The organism is Georgenia thermotolerans, assembly GCF_009193185.1.
Taxonomy (GTDB): domain Bacteria; phylum Actinomycetota; class Actinomycetes; order Actinomycetales; family Actinomycetaceae; genus Georgenia; species Georgenia thermotolerans.
Map to the genome: position 1 here is coordinate 80311 of NZ_VUKF01000002.1, position 18640 is coordinate 98950.

At 76.2% G+C, this 18640-nt stretch carries 12 protein-coding genes; 7 read left to right on the forward strand and 5 right to left on the reverse strand.

The window, feature by feature from the left end; translation table 11 throughout:
• The first annotated feature begins 100 nt into the window (after positions 1–100).
• From GD970_RS01475 to GD970_RS01505, 7 genes are all read left to right on the forward strand, one after another.
• Positions 101–6256 (forward strand): Ig-like domain-containing protein, encoded by a 6156-nt coding sequence (locus GD970_RS01475; RefSeq protein WP_152199919.1) that lies wholly within the window; start codon positions 101–103, stop codon positions 6254–6256.
• A 76-nt stretch (positions 6257–6332) separates the two neighbouring features.
• A complete protein-coding gene (locus tag GD970_RS01480) occupies positions 6333–7316 on the forward strand; it encodes an AAA family ATPase (protein ID WP_152199921.1) in 984 nt (327 codons plus the stop codon).
• Complete coding sequence (locus GD970_RS01485) at positions 7313–8533, forward strand: DUF58 domain-containing protein (RefSeq protein ID WP_152199923.1); 1221 nt, start codon at positions 7313–7315, stop codon at positions 8531–8533. The genes GD970_RS01480 and GD970_RS01485 overlap by 4 nt, the downstream gene beginning before the upstream one ends.
• Positions 8530–10866, forward strand: a complete 2337-nt coding sequence (locus GD970_RS01490) for a transglutaminaseTgpA domain-containing protein (protein WP_152199926.1) — start codon at positions 8530–8532, stop codon at positions 10864–10866. Before GD970_RS01485 ends, GD970_RS01490 begins: the two co-directional genes overlap by 4 nt.
• Before the next feature lie 487 nt (positions 10867–11353).
• On the forward strand, positions 11354–13111 hold the full coding sequence (gene leuA, locus GD970_RS01495) for a 2-isopropylmalate synthase (protein ID WP_152199928.1): 1758 nt from the start codon (positions 11354–11356) through the stop codon (positions 13109–13111).
• Between the two features lie 152 nt (positions 13112–13263).
• Positions 13264–13995, forward strand: a complete 732-nt coding sequence (recO, locus tag GD970_RS01500) for a DNA repair protein RecO (RefSeq protein ID WP_152199931.1) — start codon at positions 13264–13266, stop codon at positions 13993–13995.
• 134 nt (positions 13996–14129) lie between these two features.
• Positions 14130–14858 carry an isoprenyl transferase gene (locus GD970_RS01505; RefSeq protein ID WP_152200091.1) on the forward strand — a complete coding sequence of 243 codons (729 nt, stop codon included), beginning with the start codon at positions 14130–14132 and terminating at the stop codon, positions 14856–14858.
• On the opposite strand, the gene GD970_RS01510 is transcribed toward GD970_RS01505, so the two are convergent.
• Genes GD970_RS01510 through GD970_RS01530 form a run of 5 tightly spaced genes read right to left on the reverse strand, consistent with a single transcriptional unit; the run spans position 14855 to position 18636 of the window.
• Entirely contained in the window at positions 14855–15409 is a 555-nt protein-coding gene (locus GD970_RS01510; protein ID WP_152199933.1) for a DedA family protein, read from the reverse strand. The two genes, GD970_RS01505 and GD970_RS01510, sit on opposite strands and share 4 nt — an antisense overlap.
• A gap of 29 nt (positions 15410–15438) precedes the next feature.
• Positions 15439–15837, reverse strand: coding sequence for a Fur family transcriptional regulator (locus GD970_RS01515; RefSeq protein WP_152199935.1), 399 nt, complete (start codon positions 15835–15837; stop codon positions 15439–15441).
• Entirely contained in the window at positions 15837–16751 is a 915-nt protein-coding gene (locus GD970_RS01520) for a metal ABC transporter permease (protein ID WP_152199937.1), read from the reverse strand. Before GD970_RS01520 ends, GD970_RS01515 begins: the two co-directional genes overlap by 1 nt.
• A complete protein-coding gene (locus GD970_RS01525) occupies positions 16751–17605 on the reverse strand; it encodes a metal ABC transporter ATP-binding protein (RefSeq protein ID WP_152200093.1) in 855 nt (284 codons plus the stop codon). Before GD970_RS01525 ends, GD970_RS01520 begins: the two co-directional genes overlap by 1 nt.
• The gene (locus tag GD970_RS01530) at positions 17602–18636 is read right to left on the reverse strand and encodes a metal ABC transporter solute-binding protein, Zn/Mn family (RefSeq protein WP_226925065.1); all 1035 of its coding nucleotides are present in this window, start codon (positions 18634–18636) and stop codon (positions 17602–17604) included. The genes GD970_RS01525 and GD970_RS01530 overlap by 4 nt, the downstream gene beginning before the upstream one ends.
• Positions 18637–18640 lie beyond the last annotated feature (4 nt).

Sequence of the window (18640 nt, forward strand, 5' to 3'; positions counted from 1 at the left end):
CCCGCGCCCAGCCGCCACGAGACCGGTACGGCACGAGCAGCACCAGAGGGCCAGCAACCAAGCCGCCGGCGGAGGCGGCCGACGCCGGGGGGAGCACGACGTGGGACTGTGGGCGCGCCTGCGACACCCCGCGCCCGTCGGCTCCCGTCGCGCGGCCCGCCGCCGCGCCGCCCGCCGGCGCACGGCGAGCATCGCCACCCTGTCGCTGGTGGTCTCCGGCGTCGTCGTGGCCAGCACCCTCTACGACGGCGTCGCCACCGCCGACGTCGACCTCAACGACGGCGGCGTGTGGGTGACCAGCTCCAGCGAGCTGCGGGTGGGCCGCGTCAACTACCCGGTCCAGCAGCTCGACGGCGCGGTGACGGCCACGAGCGCGGACCTCGACGTCCTGCAGGAGGGCCAGGACGTCTTCGTCGTCGACCACGGCGCCGGCGTCCTCGAGCAGCTCGACCCCACCACGGTGTCCACCACCGGCGCGATCACCCTGCCCGCCCGCCGCGAGGTCGCGCTCGGCGGCGGCGTCGTCGGCGTCCTCGACGTCGGCACGGGCGCCCTGCGCACCGCGCCGGCCACCGCCGTCGCCACCCTCGGCGAGCCGGACGCCCCCGCCCAGGCGTCCCTCGGCCCCGACGCCGTCATGACCGTCGGCAAGGACGGCACGGCCTACGGCGTCTCCACCGCCGAGGCCACCCTCGTCGCCGTCCCCGAGGGCACCGAGCGTCCCGCGCCGCCGCCGTCGGGTGAGGAACCGCCCCCGCCCGAGGCCGCAGGCCTCGGTGTCGACCCCGCCACCCTCGACGGCGCCGACACCCAGGTCACCGCCGTCGGCGACGAGCCCGTCGTCCTCGCGCACACGGACGACGCGCTCCTCGTCCTGCGTCCCGGCCACGAGCCGGTCGACCTGACCGGCCTCGGCCTCGACACCACCGCCGTCGCCCTCCAGCAGCCGAGCGGTCGCGGCGACGACGTCGTGCTCGCCACCGCCGACGCCCTGGTGCGCGTGCCGCTCGGCCGCGGCGAGCCCGAGGTCGTCCCCGCCGGGGTCCTCGGCCCGCCCGCCGCGCCGGTCGTCGTCGGCGGCTGCGCCCACGCCGCCTGGGCCGGCGGACGCCCGCTCTACCTGCGCCAGTGCGACGGCGCCGCACCCACCCAGGCGGAGATCCCCGCCACGGCGAGCGCGGCCGAGCTGAGCTTCCGCACCAACCGCGACCTCGTCGTCCTCAACGACACGCTCAGCGGGTCCGTCTACCTCGTCGACGACGCGATGACCATCGTCGACAACTGGGACGACGTCACCCCGCCCGAGGCCGACGACGCCGAGGAGGAGGAGTCCCAGCAGAACCTCACCGACGAGGTCCCGCTGGACCGGGAGGCGGAGAACCAACCGCCCGTCGCCCAGGACGACCGCCTCGGCGTGCGCCCCGGCTCCACCACCGTCCTGGAGCTGCTGGCCAACGACACCGACCCCGACGGCGACCTGCTCACCATCACCGCGTTCGAGGACGCCCCGGCAGCCCTCGGCACGGTGCGCCCCGTGCTCGGCGGCCGTGCCCTGCAGATCGAGGCGCCGGCGGGCGCCACCGGCAGCGGCTCCTTCGGCTACACCGTCGACGACGGCCGCGGCGGTCAGGCCGAGGCGGTCGCCACCGTCACGGTCGTCCCGCCGGGCGCCAACACCGCCCCCGAGCAGGTCCGGCCCACCACGCTGACCCTGACCTCCGGGGCCACCGGCAGCCTCAACGTCCTCGCCGACATGCGCGACCCCGACGGCGACCCGCTCGTCGTCACCGGCGCCGCCTGGACCTCCGACGACGTCGTGCGGCACAGCCCCGACGGCGTGCTCACCTTCGAGGACACCGGCACCGCGCCGGGCCGCAAGGAGGTCGTCGTCACCGTCTCCGACGGGCGGGCGAGCACCGACGTCGTCGTCGGCGTCGACGTGCGCGCCGAGGCCGGGCTGCCGCCGGTGCCGGTCTTCGACTACGTCACGGCGACCGTCGGGCGGCCCGTCGTCGTCGCGCCGGTGGCCAACGACACCGACCCCGACGGGGAGACCCTCCGGCTGGCGAACGTCACCGGCGACGACGACGCGCGGGTGGTCCCGGACTACGACGCCGGCACCTTCCGGTTCACCAGCGACACCCCGGGCGCGCACTACCTCACCTACGTCGTCGTCGACGACGGCGGGGCGAGCGCGACCGGGCTGGTGCGCGTCGAGGTCACCGAGTCCGCCCCGGGCGCCCCGGTCGCCGTGCGCGACAGCGCCCTGCTCCCCGCCGGTGGCACCGCGCTGGTCGACGTCCTCGCCAACGACGAGGACCCCGCCGGCGGCCTCCTCGCCGTCCAGCAGGTCGAGGTCCCCGAGGACTCCGGCCTCGTCGTCGCCGTCCTCGAGCACCGCCTCCTCAAGATCACCGCCCGGCAGGCCCTCACCGCCGCCACCTCCGTGCGCTACACGGTCACCGGGGAGACGGGGCAGGCGCAGGGCGAGGTCGTCGTCCTGCCGGTCGCGCCGGAGGCCGCCGCGCCGCCGGACGCCCAGCCCGACGTGGCGAACGTGCGCGCCGGCGACGTCGTCACGATCCCGGTGCTGCAGAACGACACCCACCCGGCCGGCCTCGACCTCACCATCACCGGGCTCACCGAGACGCCCGAGCAGGGGCTGTTCTTCGTCGCCGGCGACACGGTGCGCGTCCGGGCCCCCGAGGAGCCGGGAACCCTCAGCGCCGTCTACACGGTCACCGACACCACGGGCGTGTCCGACTCCGCCCGCATCACGGTCCACGTCCAGGCCGACGCCGCGACGAACTCCGCGCCGTTGCCCGTGCCGGTGGAGACCCGCGCCTTCGCCGGCGAGCGCGTCCGCATCCAGGTGCCCCTGTTCGGCATCGACCCCGACGGCGACTCCGTCCAGCTCCTCGGCACCAACCAGCCCCCGCGGCTGGGACGCATCGTCGAGGTCGGACCGAGCTACCTCGACTACGAGGCCTACGGCCCCGCCGCGGGGGCCGACACCGGCGCGGGCAACGACACGTTCAGCTACACCGTGCGCGACCGCCTCGGCCTGGTCGCCACCGCCGAGGTGCGGGTCGGCGTGGTGCCGGCCCCGGACACCAACAACGCACCCCAGGCGGGGAACGACCGGGTCCAGGTCCGCCCCGGCCGGACGGTCGAGGTCGACGTCCTCGCCAACGACACCGATCCCGACGGCGACGCGCTCACCCTCGCCGAGGACGCCCCGGTCGACCCCGTCGACGGCCTGGACGTCACCGCCCGGGACGGGCAGGTGCAGGTCACCGCGCCGGACCAGCCGGGCACCTTCGCCGTCGCCTACCACGTCACCGACGGGCGCGGCGGCCGGGACTCGGGCGTGCTCACCGTCCACGTCGCCCCCGACGCCCCGCTGCGCCCGCCGCTGGCGCGCGACGACCTCGTCGAGCCCGCCGACATCATCGACCACGACGCCGTCACCGTCCCGGTCCTCGACAACGACGACGACCCCGACGGCACCGCCGCGGCCCTGCGCGTGACCCTGCCCGACGCCCCGGAGGGCGTGCGGGTGGCCGGCGACCGGGTCCGCGCCCCGGTCCTGCCGACCCGCCAGGTGCTCACCTACCAGGTCACCGACATCGACGGGAACAGCGCCTACGCCTTCGTCGACGTCCCCGGCGTCGCCGACACCGGCCCGATCCTGCGCACCGACGCCGACCCGGTCGAGGTGCGCACCGGGCAGACGGTCACCCTGTCGCTGGCCGACCACGTCGTCTCGCCCAGCGGGCGGCCAGTGCGGCTCACCGAGACCGGCACCGTCACCGCCACCGGCTCCGACGGCGAGGAGGCGCGGGTGGACGACACCACGCTGGAGTTCACCTCCGCGCCGGGGTTCGCCGGACCCGCCTCGCTGACCTTCGAGGCCACCGACGCCCCCGTCGGCGGGGAGGGCCTGACCTCGGTGCTCACCCTGCCCATCACCGTGCTGCCCGACGGCGGCAACACCCCGCCGGCCGTGCGTGGCACCGCCGTGCAGGTCGCCGCGGCGGAGGAGCCGACGTCGCTCAACCTCGCCGAGCTCGTCGAGGACCCCGACGCCGGGGACTTCCGGCGGCTGGAGTACCGGCTGGAGTCGGTGCCCGAGGGCTTCGACGCAGACCTGGACGGCCCGTTCCTCAGCGTCTCCGCCCCCGCCGGCGTCCCGGTCGGCACCACCGGCGACGTCGTCGTCGCCGTCGCCGACCCGGTCAACCCGCCCGTGCTCGGGCGCGTGAGCGCCGAGGTGGTCGCCTCCACCCGGGACCTGCCCGTCGCCCCCGACGTGGACCTCGGCACCGTGGACCAGGGCGAGACCGTCACCGCCGACGTCCTCGCCGGGGCGTTCAACCCCTTCCCGGACACCCCGCTGCGCGTCGTCGGCGCCCGCGTCGAGTCCGGCGACGCGCAGGTGAGCACGGCCGCCGGAGAGGTACTCGTGACCCCCGGCGCCGGCTTCGTCGGCCGCGCGGTGGTGCGCTACACCCTCCAGGACGCCACCGGTGACCCGCAGCGGCAGGCCGAGGGCCGGGTGACGATGCAGGTCGTGGGCGTCCCGGAGCGGCCCGCCCCGCCCAGGGTGGAGGAGCTGCGCGACGGCGCGGTGGTCCTCTCGTGGAGCGCCCCGAACGACAACGGCGCCGCGATCACCGGCTACACCGTCCGTGCCGGCGGCACGGCCACCCGGTGCGCCTCGACCACCTGCACCGTCACCGGGCTCACCAACGGCGCCGCGTACACCTTCACGGTCACCGCGACCAACGCGGCGGGCGACTCCGCCCCCTCGGCGCCGTCCGCGCCCGCCCGCCCCGACGTGCGGCCCGAGCGGCCCGCGCCGCCCTCGGTCGCCTTCGGCGACGGCGAGCTGCGGGTGACCTGGCGGCCCCCGGCCAGCACCGGCTCGCCGGTGCAGGCCTACGACCTCCAGATCTCCCCGGCGGTGGGCTCGGGCCAGGTGCGCGTCAGCGGCACCAGCCACACCTGGACCGGCCTGACCAACGGCCAGGAGTACCGGGTGCGGCTGCGCGCCCACAACGCCGCCCCCGATCCCTCCGAGTGGTCCGCCTGGTCGGCCGGCGCGGTGCCGGCCGGCGTGCCGGGCGCCCCCCAGCCGCCCCGCCTCGACCGGGTCGACAACCCCGAGGCCGCGCAGGTCCAGGGCAGCTGGCGGGCGCCGGAGGCCAACGGCGCCCCGGTCTCGGAGTACCGGGCCACCATCTACCGCGACGGCGCGCCGTTCCGCGAGCTCACCGTGCCCGGCACGACGACGCGCCTCACCGCCGACGCCCCGCCCGGGGCCCACTACACGATGACCGTCGCCGCCCGGAACAAGGCCGGCTGGGGCCCGGCGTCGCAGCCGTCCCAGAAGGTGCGCACGGTCCTGCGCCCCGGCGCCCCCGGAACGGTGACCGCGACGCCCACGGGCAAGGACGGCGAGGTCCGGCTCAGCTTCCCCGACGCCGAGGACCACGGCGAGCCGCTCCTCGGCTACCAGGTCAGGGTCTCCGGCGGCACCCTGAGCCTGTGGCAGCCGCTGGCCCCGGACCGCACGGTCCGCGGCCTGGTCGACGGCGCGAGCTACACCTTCCGGGTGCGGGCGGTGAACCTCTTCCCCGGGGACGAGTCGGCGCCGTCCAACCCGGCCGTGCCCTTCGGCCCGCTCGCCGACCCGACGCTGACGGCGGCCGGCACCCCCGGCGGCGTCACCGTCCGGTGGGCCGCGCCCGACCCGAACGGGCGCCGGCTCACCGCCACCGAGCTGCGCGTGCGCGCCGCCGACGGCGGCTGGGGACCGTGGGAGCCGGTCGGGGCCACCGGGGAGCGGGCCGTGCCGGCCCCGCCGGCGGCGAGCGTGCGCGCCGAGGTGCGGGTGTCGCGCGAGGACGGCGCCCGGGCCACCGCCGCCGCGGAGGCGCGCGCCGGGGACCCGCGGGTCGCGGTGAGCCGCACCCGCCCGGCCAGCGGGCAGCCGGGCTGCGGGCACCCCTCCTGCGCCTACCTGGACGTGGAGTACTGGGACCTGCCGCCGGGGGAGTACACCGCCACCTTCTACGCCTCCCGCGAGGGCCTCCGCCCGGTCGCGACCGTCACGGGCCGCCTCCAGGGCCACGGCATCCTCCGGTCCGACCACTACCGCGGCTACCCCAACGAGACGGTGCGCGTGGACCTGACCGGTCCGGGCGTGCACGAGTCCGCCAGCCTCAGCTGGTGGGGCGGGCCGGTGACGTAACGTCACAGCCACCATGGCGTCCTCGCCCGGCCGGCATGGCACTCCGGTCGCGCCCCACCCCTGCAGGAAGGACCCGATGACCACGACCACCGCCGCAGCGGTCATGACCCCGGCCCAGGCCGCCTGGTTCCGGGAGTCGTTCGCGCGCATCGTGGACAACGTGGGCCGCGCGGTCCTCGGCAAGGACGACGTCGTCCGGCTCGTGGTCACCGCGCTGCTCGCCGGCGGCCACGTGCTCCTCGAGGACTACCCCGGCACCGGCAAGACCCAGCTGGCCCGGGCGCTGGGGCAGAGCCTGCGCACGAGCACCAGCCGCATCCAGTTCACCCCCGACCTGCTGCCCTCGGACGTCACCGGGGTGTCGATCTTCGACCCGCGCACCCAGACCTTCGCGTTCCACCGCGGGCCGGTCTTCGCCGGCGTCGTCCTCGCCGACGAGATCAACCGCGCCTCGCCCAAGACGCAGGCGGCGCTGCTGGAGGTCATGGAGGAGGGCCGGGTGACGGTCGACGGCGTGGCGCACCCGGTGGGCGAGCCGTTCGTCGTCCTCGCCACCCAGAACCCCGTCGAGCAGGCCGGCACCTATCGCCTGCCGGAGGCCCAGCTCGACCGGTTCCTCGTCAAGACCTCGATCGGCTACCCCGACCACGCCGCCGCCGTCGAGATCCTCGCCGGCGCCGCCGTGCGCGACCGCGCCGCCGCCGTCGAGCCGGTGGTCTCCGGCGACGACGTCGCCGAGCTCGTGCGCCTGGCCGGCACGGTGCACGTCGAGCCCGCCGTGCTCGGCTACGTCGCGACGCTGGCCGAGGAGACCCGGCGCGCGCCCGGCGTGGCGCTGGGGGTCTCGGTGCGCGGGGCCCTGGCCCTGGTCCGCGCGGCGAAAACGTGGGCGGCCGCCCGCGGGCGCAGCTACGTCGTGCCCGACGACGTCAAGGACCTGGCGCACCCCGTGCTCGCCCACCGGCTCGTGCTCGATCCCGAGGCGGAGTTCGACGGCGCCACCGCCGCGGAGGCCCTCGACGCGGTGCTCGCCGCGGTCCCGGTGCCCGCCGAGCGGTGAGCGGGCTCCTGCGGCCCGCGGGCTGGACGGTCCTCGCGCTCGGCGTCGCCGCGACGGCGGCCGGATGGGTGCTGGGCTGGCTCGAGCTCGCGGCGCTCGGGGCGGCCCTGCTCGCCGTCCTGGCCGCGGCGCTGACGTTCACCGTCGGCCGCCAGCCCTACGCCGTCGACCTCCGCCTCTCGGCCCACCGGGTGGTCGTGGGGGAGCGGGCGCTGGGCGCCGTCGTCGTGCGCAACACCGCCGCCCGGGCGGCGCTGCCGGCCCGGCTGGAGCTGCCCGTCGGCGCCGCCGAGGCCGCCTTCGCCCTCCCGGTCCTGCCGGCCGGTGGCGAGCACGAGGAGGTCGTCGCGATCCCCACCGCCCGGCGGGCGGTGATCGACGTCGGCCCCGTCCGCTCGGTGCGCGGCGACCCGTTCGGCCTCCTGCGCCGGGCCGTGCCGTGGACCGACGTCCACGAGCTCTACGTCCACCCGCGCACCGTGCGCCTGGCCGCCCGCGCCGCCGGGCTGCTGCACGACCTCGAGGGCCGGCCCACCCGCGAGGTCACCACCTCCGACCTGTCCTTCCACGCCCTGCGCGAGTACCTGCCCGGGGACGACCGCCGCCACGTGCACTGGCGCAGCTCCGCGCGCACCGGCACCCTCATGGTCCGTCAGTACGAGGAGAGCCGCCGCACGCACCTCGTCCTCGCGCTCAGCGGCGACGCCCGCGACTACGCCGGTGCCGAGGAGGTGGAGGTGGCGGTCTCGGCCGCGGCCTCCCTCGCGCTGCAGGCGTTCGCCGAGGACGCCGACCTCACGGCCCTGACCAGCGGCGGGGCGCTGCCGGTCGCCGCGCCCCGGCCCCTGCTCGACGCCCTCACCCGGCTGCAGGCCGCGCCCGGGACGGGCGGCGTGGCGGCCCTGGCGCGCGCGGCGGCTCAGGTCGAGCGCGCCTCGCTGGTGGTGCTGGTGTGCGGCTCGATCGTGCCGGTGCGCGACCTGCGCGCCGCCGGCGCGGTGCTGCCGGTCGGCGTGCGCGCGGTCGCGGTGCGGGTTCTCACCGACGCGCCCGAGCGGCCGGAGGCCGAGGGCGCCCTGGCCCCGGACTCCTCGGCGGCGCACCGCACCGCCGAGGAGTCCGGGCGCGCCGACGTGCGCCGGGTGGGGGCGGTCACGGTGGTCACCGTCGCCGCCCTCGAGGACCTGCCCCGCGCGCTCCGGGCGGCCGCGCGATGAGCACCGGCTCAGTGGGCGGGCTGCTGCGCCGGCACGGCGCCGACCTGGTCGTGCTGCCGCTCCTGGTTCTGCTCGCCCTCGTCCCGCTCGGACCGGCCTTCGGCACCGGCCACCTCGTCGCGGCCACAGTCGGCGGGGCGCTGCTCGGCGCCGGCGTCGCCGTGGCCGGCGCGGTGCTGCGCTGGGGCGCGTCGACGGTGCTCGCCGCCGCCGTCGTCGTCCTGACGCTGTGCTCCGCGCTGGCCGCGCCAACCACCGCGGTGGGCGGCGTCGTCCCCACCCTGGCCACCGTCGGCGCCGTCGGGCGGGGCGTGGTGACGTCCTGGAAGGAGATCGTCACGGTCCTGCCGCCGCTCGGCGCCGGCGGGGCCGTGCTCACCGCGCCGTACCTGCTGGCCTTCACGGGCACCCTCGTCGCCCTCACCGTGGCGCTGCGCACGGCCCGGCCGGCCTGGGCGGTGCTCGCCCCCGGCCTCGTGCTGCCCGTCGCGATCCTGCTCGGCACCGCCGAGGCCTCCGGCGCCGCGGTCGTGGGGACGGGCGGGGCGCTGATCGGGCTGGTGTGGGCGCGGTGGCGGGCCGGGCGGGTGCACGCCGGCCGGCTGCGCGCGGCGGCGGTGCTGGTGCTCGTCGGTGCGGTGGCCGGCGGCGGCGTGGCGGCGGTGGCCCCGCCGTCCGGCCCCCGGGTGGTGCTGCGCGACGTCCTCGAGCCGCCCCCGGACCCGCGGGACTACCCCAGCCCGCTCGCCGGGTTCCGCAGCTACGTCAAGGATCACCGCGACGAGGCGGTGCTCACCGTCGCGGGGCTGCCCGCGGACACCCGGGTGCGCCTGGCGGTGCTCGACGCCTACGACGGCACCGCGTGGGCCGTCTCGGGCGAGGCCGCCTCCGGCACCTTCCGGCGGGTCGGGGAGCGCATCGAGCCGGACCTGCCCGGCGGGCTCGACCGGCTGCACGTGACGGTGGGGGAGTACGCCGGCGTGTGGGTGCCCATGGTCGGCCGACCCTACGACGTCGACTTCGCCGCCCCCCGGCTCGGGGCGTCGTTCTACGTCAACCGCGGCACGGGCACGGGGCTGACGACGGTGGGCCTGCGCCCCGGGGACACCTACGAGCTGCTCGCGGCGCCGGTGCGGGAGCCGACCGACTCCGAGCTCGAGGGCGCGCCCCTCGCCGTGGTGCCGCTGCCCGCGGCGCGCTACCCCGAGGTGGCCGGCACCGCCGCCGCCCGGATGGTGGCCGACGCCCGCACCCCGCTCGCGCAGATCCGCGCGATCGAGTCGGGCCTGCAGCAGGGCTACTACTCCCACGGCCTCGAGGGCGACACGCCGTCGCTGCCCGGTCACGGCGCGGCCCGGATCGACGCGCTGCTCGGGGGCGAGGCGATGGTCGGCGACGAGGAGCAGTACGCCGCCGCCATGGCGCTGATGCTCCGTGCCATCGGGATCCCGTCCCGGGTGGTCATGGGTTTCGCCGCGCCGGCCGGCGCGACCGGTGCCCAGGCGCCGGGCGACCCGGCCGGTGCCCAGGCGCCGGGCGACGCGGCCGGGAGCGTGGCGCTGACCGGCGACGACGTCACCGCCTGGGTGGAGGTGCCCTTCGAGGGGCACGGCTGGGTGCCGTTCTTCCCCACCCCGGACGAGGACCGCATCTGGCAGCAGGAGTCCCCGACGCCGCAGAACCGCCCGCAGCCGCAGGTGCTCCAGCCCCCGCCGCCGGCGCCCGAGCCGCCGGACGCCCCGCCGTCGGACCGGCGGGAGGTCGACACCGATGACGAGCCGGAGGACGACGCCGGCTGGCCGCAGGCGCTGCTCGTCGCCGCCGGGGTGGTCGGCGGGCTCCTCGTGCTCGTCTCCCCGCTGCTGCTGGTGCTGGCGCTCAAGGCGCGCCGGCGCGCCCGCCGCCGGTCGAGCGGCACCCCCTCCCAGCGCGTGGCCGGCGGGTGGGCCGAGCTCGTCGACGCCGCCGCAGACCTCGGCGTGCCCGTGCGCCGCGGGGCCACGCGGCTGGAGGCCGCCCGGGAGGTCGCCGGCGCCCTCGCGGTGCCGCCGGGGCTTGCCGCCGGGACGGCGGAGCTGGCCGAACGCGCCGACGCGGGTACCTTCGCGGCGGGCGAGCCGGACGACGGGGCCGTCGAGGGCTACTGGCGTGACGTCGCGGCGGCGCTCGCCGGCCTGGGCCGAGCCGTCGGGCGACGCCGCTGGTGGCGCGCCCGGGTCTCGCCCCGCTCGCTGCGGCGGCCCCGCCAGAGCCGGACCGGCCCGTCCGTGCCCGACCGTCGACCGCGTGCCCAAGCACCTCGCCGCGAGCGTTTGCGCAGGTCAGAGCGGTGATGGGGAGTTGTCCCCATCCGCGAGGGGCGACAACGGGCGGGTCGGCCGAGTATCAATGAGGGCAGTGACACACCGCGGGCTCCGGCCCGGGGGTCCGCCGCCCGCAGGGGGAGCGACGGACCTGGGGGAGTCCCCGACGGCGGTGGTCACGTCGCCCGCAGGGGGAGCGACGTGACCACCGCTGTTGCGTGTCCGGGCCCGGTGGCCGGGGCGCTCCGGCCCCACCACCGCCGGCCGCTCCCGCCGACCGCGGAGGCACCCGAGCGGCCGCCCGCGCCGACCGCCGTCGTCCCCGGATGCTGAGACGAGCCGGACCGGAACGTGACGCGACCCGCCGCGCGCGCTAACCTCGCAGACGTGCGCAGGGCTCGCCCCGAGCAGCACCAGCTGCTCCTTCCGTGCCGCGACGAGGCCTCCTGAGGCCGGCTCCTCGTCGCGGCGGTTGTTGTGCCTGGCCACCCGCACAGACGACGAGGAACCGATCACGATGAAGACGCAAGGCCCCATCCGCGCACAGCAGCCCTCCGGCATGCCGGTGACGAAGTACCGCCCCTTCCACGAGGTCAACCCGGTCAGCCTGCCCGACCGGCAGTGGCCCGCCCGCCGCATCACGCACGCCCCTCGGTGGCTGTCCACCGACCTGCGCGACGGCAACCAGGCCCTCATCGAGCCGATGAACCCCGAGCGCAAGCGCGCGATGTTCGACCTGCTCGTGAGGATGGGCTACAAGGAGATCGAGATCGGCTTCCCGGCCGCCTCGCAGACGGACTTCGACTTCGTGCGCTCGCTCGTCGAGGACGACGCCGTCCCCGAGGACGTCACGGTCTCGGTGCTCACCCAGTCGCGCCCCGAGCTGATCCACCGCACCATCGACTCGCTCGTCGGCTTCCCGCGGGCCACCGTGCACCTGTACAACGCCACCGCCCCGGTCTTCCGCGAGATCGTCTTCCGCAACGACCGCGAGGCCACCAAGGAGCTGGCCGTCGCGGGCACCCGCGAGGTCCTGGCCTACGCCGAGAAGGTCCTCAGCGACGAGACCGTCTTCGGCTACCAGTACTCGCCGGAGATCTTCGTCGACACCGAGATCGAGTACGCCCTCGAGGTCTCCGAGGCCGTCATCGCCACCTGGCAGCCCGACGGCGACCGTGAGCTCATCCTCAACCTGCCCGCCACGGTCGAGCGGGCCACGCCCAACGTCTACGCCGACCAGATCGAGTGGATGTGCCGCCACCTGTCGCGCCGGGACGCCGTCGCGGTGTCCCTGCACCCGCACAACGACCGCGGCACCGGCGTCGCCGCCGCCGAGCTGGGCCTGCTCGCCGGCGCCGACCGGGTCGAGGGCTGCCTGTTCGGGCAGGGCGAGCGCACCGGCAACGTCGACCTGGTCACCCTCGGCCTGAACCTGTTCAGCCAGGGCATCGACCCGATGATCGACTTCTCCGACATCGACGCCGTGCGCCGCACCGTCGAGCAGTGCACCCAGATGGACGTCCACCCCCGCCACCCCTACGGCGGCGACCTCGTCTACACCTCCTTCTCCGGCTCCCACCAGGACGCCATCAAGAAGGGCTTCACGGTGCGCGAGGAGAAGGTGGCCGCCGCCGGCGGCGACGAGAGCGCCGTCGTCTGGGAGCTGCCCTACCTGCCGATCGACCCCAAGGACGTCGGGCGCAGCTACGAGGCCGTCGTGCGCGTGAACTCCCAGTCCGGCAAGGGCGGGGTCGCCTACCTGCTGTCCTCCACCCGCCACCTCGACCTGCCGCGCCGCCTCCAGATCGAGCTGTCCGGCATCGTCCAGAAGCACACCGACGCCTACGGCGGGGAGATCGACGCCGAGCAGCTGTGGTCGATCTTCGCCGACGAGTACCTCCCGCACACCGCCGCCATGGGCCTGACGCCCTGGGGCCGCTTCGCGCTCAAGGGCACGACGGTGACGACGGCGGGCGAGGGCACCGACGCGGTGCTCACCGTCACGCTGGTCGACGGCGGGGAGGAGAAGGTCGTCGCCGCCACCGGCAACGGGCCCATCGACGCCTTCGTCAACGCCCTGGCCGAGGTCGGGGTGGACGTGCACGTGCTCGACTACGCCGAGCACGCCCTGTCCGAGGGCGGGGACGCCACCGCCGCGGCCTACCTCGAGTGCGAGGTGGACGGCCAGGTGCTGTGGGGTGTGGGCATCGACCCCTCGACGATGACCGCGTCGTTCAAGGCGATCGTCTCCGCCGTCAACCGCGCCCAGCGCTGACCCCTCCTGCCGCGAGACGTCAACTTGGGCGCGAGACGTCAAGTCGGGCACGAGACGTCAACTCCGGCGCCGTCCCGGCCCGCGCCGTCGTCCGCCCGTGACGACGGCGCGGGCTGCGGGCGGCCTGCAAGCGGACCTGGGATGATGGACGCGTGAAGCTCTACCGGGACGAGGCCGTGGTGCTGCGCACCCACAAGCTCGGGGAGGCCGACCGCATCATCACCCTGCTCACCCGGGAGCACGGCCAGGTGCGCGCGGTGGCCAAGGGGGTAAGGCGCACGACGAGCAAGTTCGGCGCCCGCCTGGAGCCGTTCGGCATCGTCGACGTCCAGCTCCACCTCGGCCGCAACCTGGACACCATCACCCAGGTGGACACCCTCGCCCCGTATGGGCGGGCGATCTGCGCGGACTACTCGCTGTACACGACGGCGACGGCGATGGTGGAGACGGCGGGCCGGCTCACCGAGATCGAGCGCGAGCCCGCCCCGCAGCAGTACCTCCTGCTGATCGGGGCGCTGCACGCGCTGGCCACCCGCCGGCACGCCGCGTCGCTGGTGCTCGACTCCTACCTGCTGCGCGCGCTCGCCGTCGCCGGCTGGGCCCCGAGCTGCTACGACTGCGCCCAGTGCGGGGCGGAGGGCCCGCACCGCGCGTTCAACCCCGCCCTGGGCGGGGCGCTGTGCGACAGCTGCCGCGTGCCCGGTTCGGCCGCCCCCGACCGCGAGACGGTGGCGCTGCTCGGCGCACTGCTCTCCGGGGACTGGGCGCGCGCCGACCTGTCCGACCCGCGCCAGCGCAAGGAGGCCTCCGGCCTGGTGGCGGCCTATCTCCAGTGGCACCTCGAGCGCCAGCTGCGCTCCCTGCGGATGGTGGAGCGCGCGTGAACGAGTTCGAGAGCACCCTGCGGACCTTCCCGGCGGCCGTGGCGTCGTCGGAGGGCCCCGGCGCCCCGCCGGACGGCACCCGCCGGCGCCCCGTGCCCCCGCCCCCACATCCGTCGGGCGAGCGGGCCCCGCTCATGGACCCGCGGTTCGTGCCCCGGCACGTCGCCGTCGTCATGGACGGCAACGGCCGGTGGGCCAACGCCCGCGGCCTGCCGCGCACCGAGGGGCACAAGGCCGGCGAGGCCGCGCTGCTCGAGGTCGTCGCCGGTGCCATCGAGCTGGGCATCACCCACGTCTCCGCCTACGCCTTCTCCACCGAGAACTGGAAGCGCTCGCCCGAGGAGGTCCGCTTCCTCATGGGCTTCAACCGCGACGTGCTGCACCGGCGCCGGGACCAGATGGACGCCTGGGGCGTGCGGGTGCGGTGGGCCGGGCGGCGTCCGCGGCTGTGGCGCTCGGTGATCAGCGAGCTCGAGCGGGCCGAGGAGCAGACCCGGGACAACAGCGTCTGCACGCTGACGATGTGCGTGAACTACGGCGGGCGGGCCGAGATCGCCGACGCCGCCAAGGCCATCGCTCAGGAGGTCGCCGCGGGCCGGCTGGACCCGGCGAAGGTGACGGAGAAGACCGTCGCCCGCTACCTCGACGAGCCGGAGCTGCCCGACGTCGACATGTTCCTGCGCACCGGCGGGGAGCAGCGCACGAGCAACTTCATGCTGTGGCAGTCCGCCTACGCCGAGATGGTCTTCATCGACGACGCCTGGCCCGACGTCGACCGGCGCACCCTGTGGCGGGCGGTGGAGACCTACGCCCGGCGCGACCGGCGCTACGGCGGCGCCGTCGACAAGCCGGTCGCGCGCTAGCTGACGTCTCGCGCACTACTTGACGTCTCGCGAGGGGGGAGTGCGGGATCGGCCGCGCCGGGGGCGCGGTGGCGGCGCCGCACCAGCACGGTCGCGACGACGACCACGGCCAGCGCCGCGATGCCCGCCAGGCCCCACGGCGAGCCGGCCGCCGCGGCGAGGGCCGCCTCCCACACGGCGAAGCCGATCGTGGAGTAGATCGCGGCCCAGGCCAGCGCGCCGGGCACCTGCACGAGGGAGTAGCGCGGCCAGGAGATGCGCAGCACCCCCGCGCCGGCGTTGACCATCGTCTGGAAGCCCACGGTGAGGTAGGAGAAGGGGACGACGACGAGCCCCCAGCGCCGGATGGCCGCGATGCCGCGCTCGGTGCCCTCGCCCTGCAGCCAGGCGTGCGCGCGCAGCCGCCACCCGCCGGTGGGGCGGGTGCGCCGCAGCGCCTGCTCCGTCACCACCCGCCCGAGCCAGTAGGTCCCCTGGCCGCGCAGCGTGGCGCCGAGGTACAGGAACACGAAGACCAGCCAGAACGGCCAGCTCGCCAGGAAGTCCGGCACTCGCTCCTCCTTCCGGGCCCCGCCCGCCCTCAGCTCTGGTACTCCTGCGCGGCGCACGCCGCGCAGGTGCCGAACAGCTCGGCGGTGTGGTCGACCGCGACGAAGCCGTGCTCGCGCGCCATGCGTGCCGCCCAGCGTTCCACGGCCTCGCCGCCCACCTCCACCGTGCGCCCGCACGAGCGGCACACGAGGTGGTGATGGTGCTCCTGGCGTTCGCAGCGCCGGTACAGGCTCTCGCCGTCGTCCATGCGCAGCACGTCGACCTCGCCGGTCTCGGCCAGCGACTGCAGCGTGCGGTAGACCGTGGCCAGCCCCACCGTCTGCCCGCCCTCGCGCAGCATCTCGTGCAGCTGCTGGGCGCTGCGGAAGTCCTGGGTCTGGGCGAGCAGGTCGCTCACCGCCGAGCGCTGGCGCGTCATCCTCAACATCACACGGCCTCCTTGACCTCGACGTCGTCCTCCACGTCCACGTGCGGCTCCGCGGCCCGCGGCGCGCGCACCAGCACCGGGCGCAGCGTGGCGACGACGGCGTAGGTCAGCACGGCCAGCACGACGATCGTCGCCCCGGGGGACAGCGGCAGGAAGTAGGTCACGGTCAGCCCGACGACGCTCACCACGGCCCCGATGACCATCGCCACGGTCATCGTGGCCCGGAAGGAGCGGGCCAGGAGCTGGGAGATCGCCACCGGCACGATCATCACCGCCGAGACCAGCAGCACCCCGACCACCCGCATCGACACGGACACGGTCATCGCGGCCATGACCGCGACGAGGATGTTCAGCCCGCGCACCGGCAGCCCGCTGGCCCGGGCGTACTCCTCGTCGTGGCTCAGGGCGAACAGCGCCGGGCGCAGGCCGAGGCCGGCGCCGAGGATGAGCACCGCGAGCCCGACGGTGAGCCACACGTCCGTGACCGACACGGTGGAGATGGAGCCGAACAGGTAGCTGTTGAGGTTCGCCGTCGTCCCGCCGGCGATGCCGATAATCAGCACGCCGCCGGCGATGCCGCCGTAGAAGAGCAGCGCGAGGGCGAGGTCCCCGGTCGTCTTGCCGCGGGCGCGCACCACCTCGATGAGCACGGCGCCGGCGACGGCGGCGGCGATCGCCCCCGGCACGGCGAGGACGTCGCGCGGGGTCAGCCCGGCGATGCTGCCCGCGAGCCAGCCGACGGCGACGCCGGTCAGGGCCACGTGGCCGATGCCGTCGCCGAGCAGGGCCAGGCGCCGCTGGACGAGGTAGGTGCCCATGACGGGGGCGGAGACGCCGACGAGGACCGCCACCAGCAGCGCGCGCTGCATGAGCGGGGTGGACAGCATGAGCACGAGCGTGTCGAAGAAGCCCATCACAGCTCCACGCGGAGGTTGGGCACGTGCGCGGGCCGGTGGCCCGCGTCCGCGTGCGGGTGGACGTGGTCGTGCTCGGGGGTGTCGTGGCCCGCCGCGGGGGTGGGGCGGGCGCCGTCGTGGACCACGCGGCCGTGCCGCAGCACGATCGCCCGCTCGAGCAGCGGGCCGAGCTCGCCGAGCTCGTGCAGGACGACGAGGATCGTCGTGCCGCGGCCGTGCAGCGCCTCGAGGGTGGCGGCCAGGGCGTCCTTGGACCGCTTGTCGATGCCGGCGAGCGGCTCGTCGAGGATGAGCAGGTCCGGGTCGCGCACGAGGGCGCGGGCGATGAGCACGCGCTGGTGCTGGCCGCCGGAGAAGACCTGGACGCTGTCGTCGGCCCGGTCGGCGAGCCCGACCTGGTCCAGGGCGGCCAGCGCCCGCTGGCGCGCCCCGCGGGGCAGCCGCAGGCGCCGGTTGCCGATGAGCCCGGAGACGACCACCTCGAGGGCGGTGGCCGGCACGCCCGCGCCGGAGGTGACCCGCTGGGGCACGTACCCGATGCGGTCCCAGGGCACCGCGCCGTGGCGGGCGGTGACGTCCCGCCCGAACAGCTGGGCGTGCCCGCGGGTGATCGGCACGATGCCGACCAGGGACTTCACGAGCGTGGACTTGCCCGAGCCGTTCGCCCCGAGCAGCGCGACGATCTCCCCGCGCCGCACGGTGAAGGACACCCCGCGCAGGATGGTGGAGGTGCCGAGGGTGACGCCCAGCTCCGCGACGGCGACGGGGACGTCGTCGGGCGGGACGGCGTCCGGGCGGGCGCCGTCGGTCTGCGGGCCCGCGACGGCGGCGCCGTCGCGGTGGCGGGTCATGCGCATCGCAGCGCCTCCTGGAGGGTCTCGAGGTTGTGGTGCATCGCCGCGCGGTAGTCCACGTCGGTGTTGACCTGGACGTCGAGGGGGTCGAGCAGCGCGACGTGGACGCCGAGGTCCTCGGCGAGGGTGGTCGCGATGGCGGAGAAGCCCGGCTCGGCGAAGATGGTCCGCACGCCGTGCGCCTCGATGTCCGCGGCGATCTGCGCGACGCGGGCGGGGGAGGGCTCGGACTCGGGGTCGAGCCCGGCGACGGGGACCTGGGTGAGGTCGTAGCGCTCGGCGAGGTAGCCGAAGGCCTGGTGGGACACGACGATGGTGCGGCTGGCGCAGTGGGCGAGCCCGGCGGTGAACTCGGCGTCGAGCGCCTCCTGCTCGGCGGTGAACCGGGCGGCGTTCGCCTGGTAGTCGGCGGCGTGGGCCGGGTCGAGGCGGGCCAGCTCGTCGGCGACGGCGACCCCGACGTCGGCCAGCCGGAGCGGGTCGAGCCAGAAGTGGGGGTCCACGCCGCCGTGGTCGTGCCCGTGGGCGTCGTGGGCGGCCGCGTCCTGAGGGGCCGGTTGCGCGTCCGCATGGGCGTCGTCGTCGGGCGCACCGTCCGCCTCGGCGTGGTCGTCGTGCGCACCGTCCGCCTCGGCGTGGCCGTGCCCGTCGTGCGCCGCGTCCTCCTCCCCGGGCGTCAGCAGCTGCGCCGGGCCGGCCACGTCCAGCGCCGTCGGCCTGGTCTGCGTCACGGCGTCGTCGACGGCGGCCTGGAAGCCGGAGAGGTAGACGACCAGGTCCGCGGAGTCGAGGCGGGCGACGGTGTACGGGGAGAGCTCGAGGTCGTGCGCGTCCACGCCCGGCGGGGTGACGGAGCGGACCGCCACGTGGTCCCCGCCCACCTGGGCGGTGACGTACTGCAGCGGGTAGATCGCGGCCATGACCTGGAGAGGGCCGGTGTCGGCGGCGGCCTCCCGCGCCGGGGCGCACGCGGCGAGGAGCGTGCCGGCGGCGGCGAGCAGGGCCGCGGCACGTCGGGAGGGCTTCATGAGG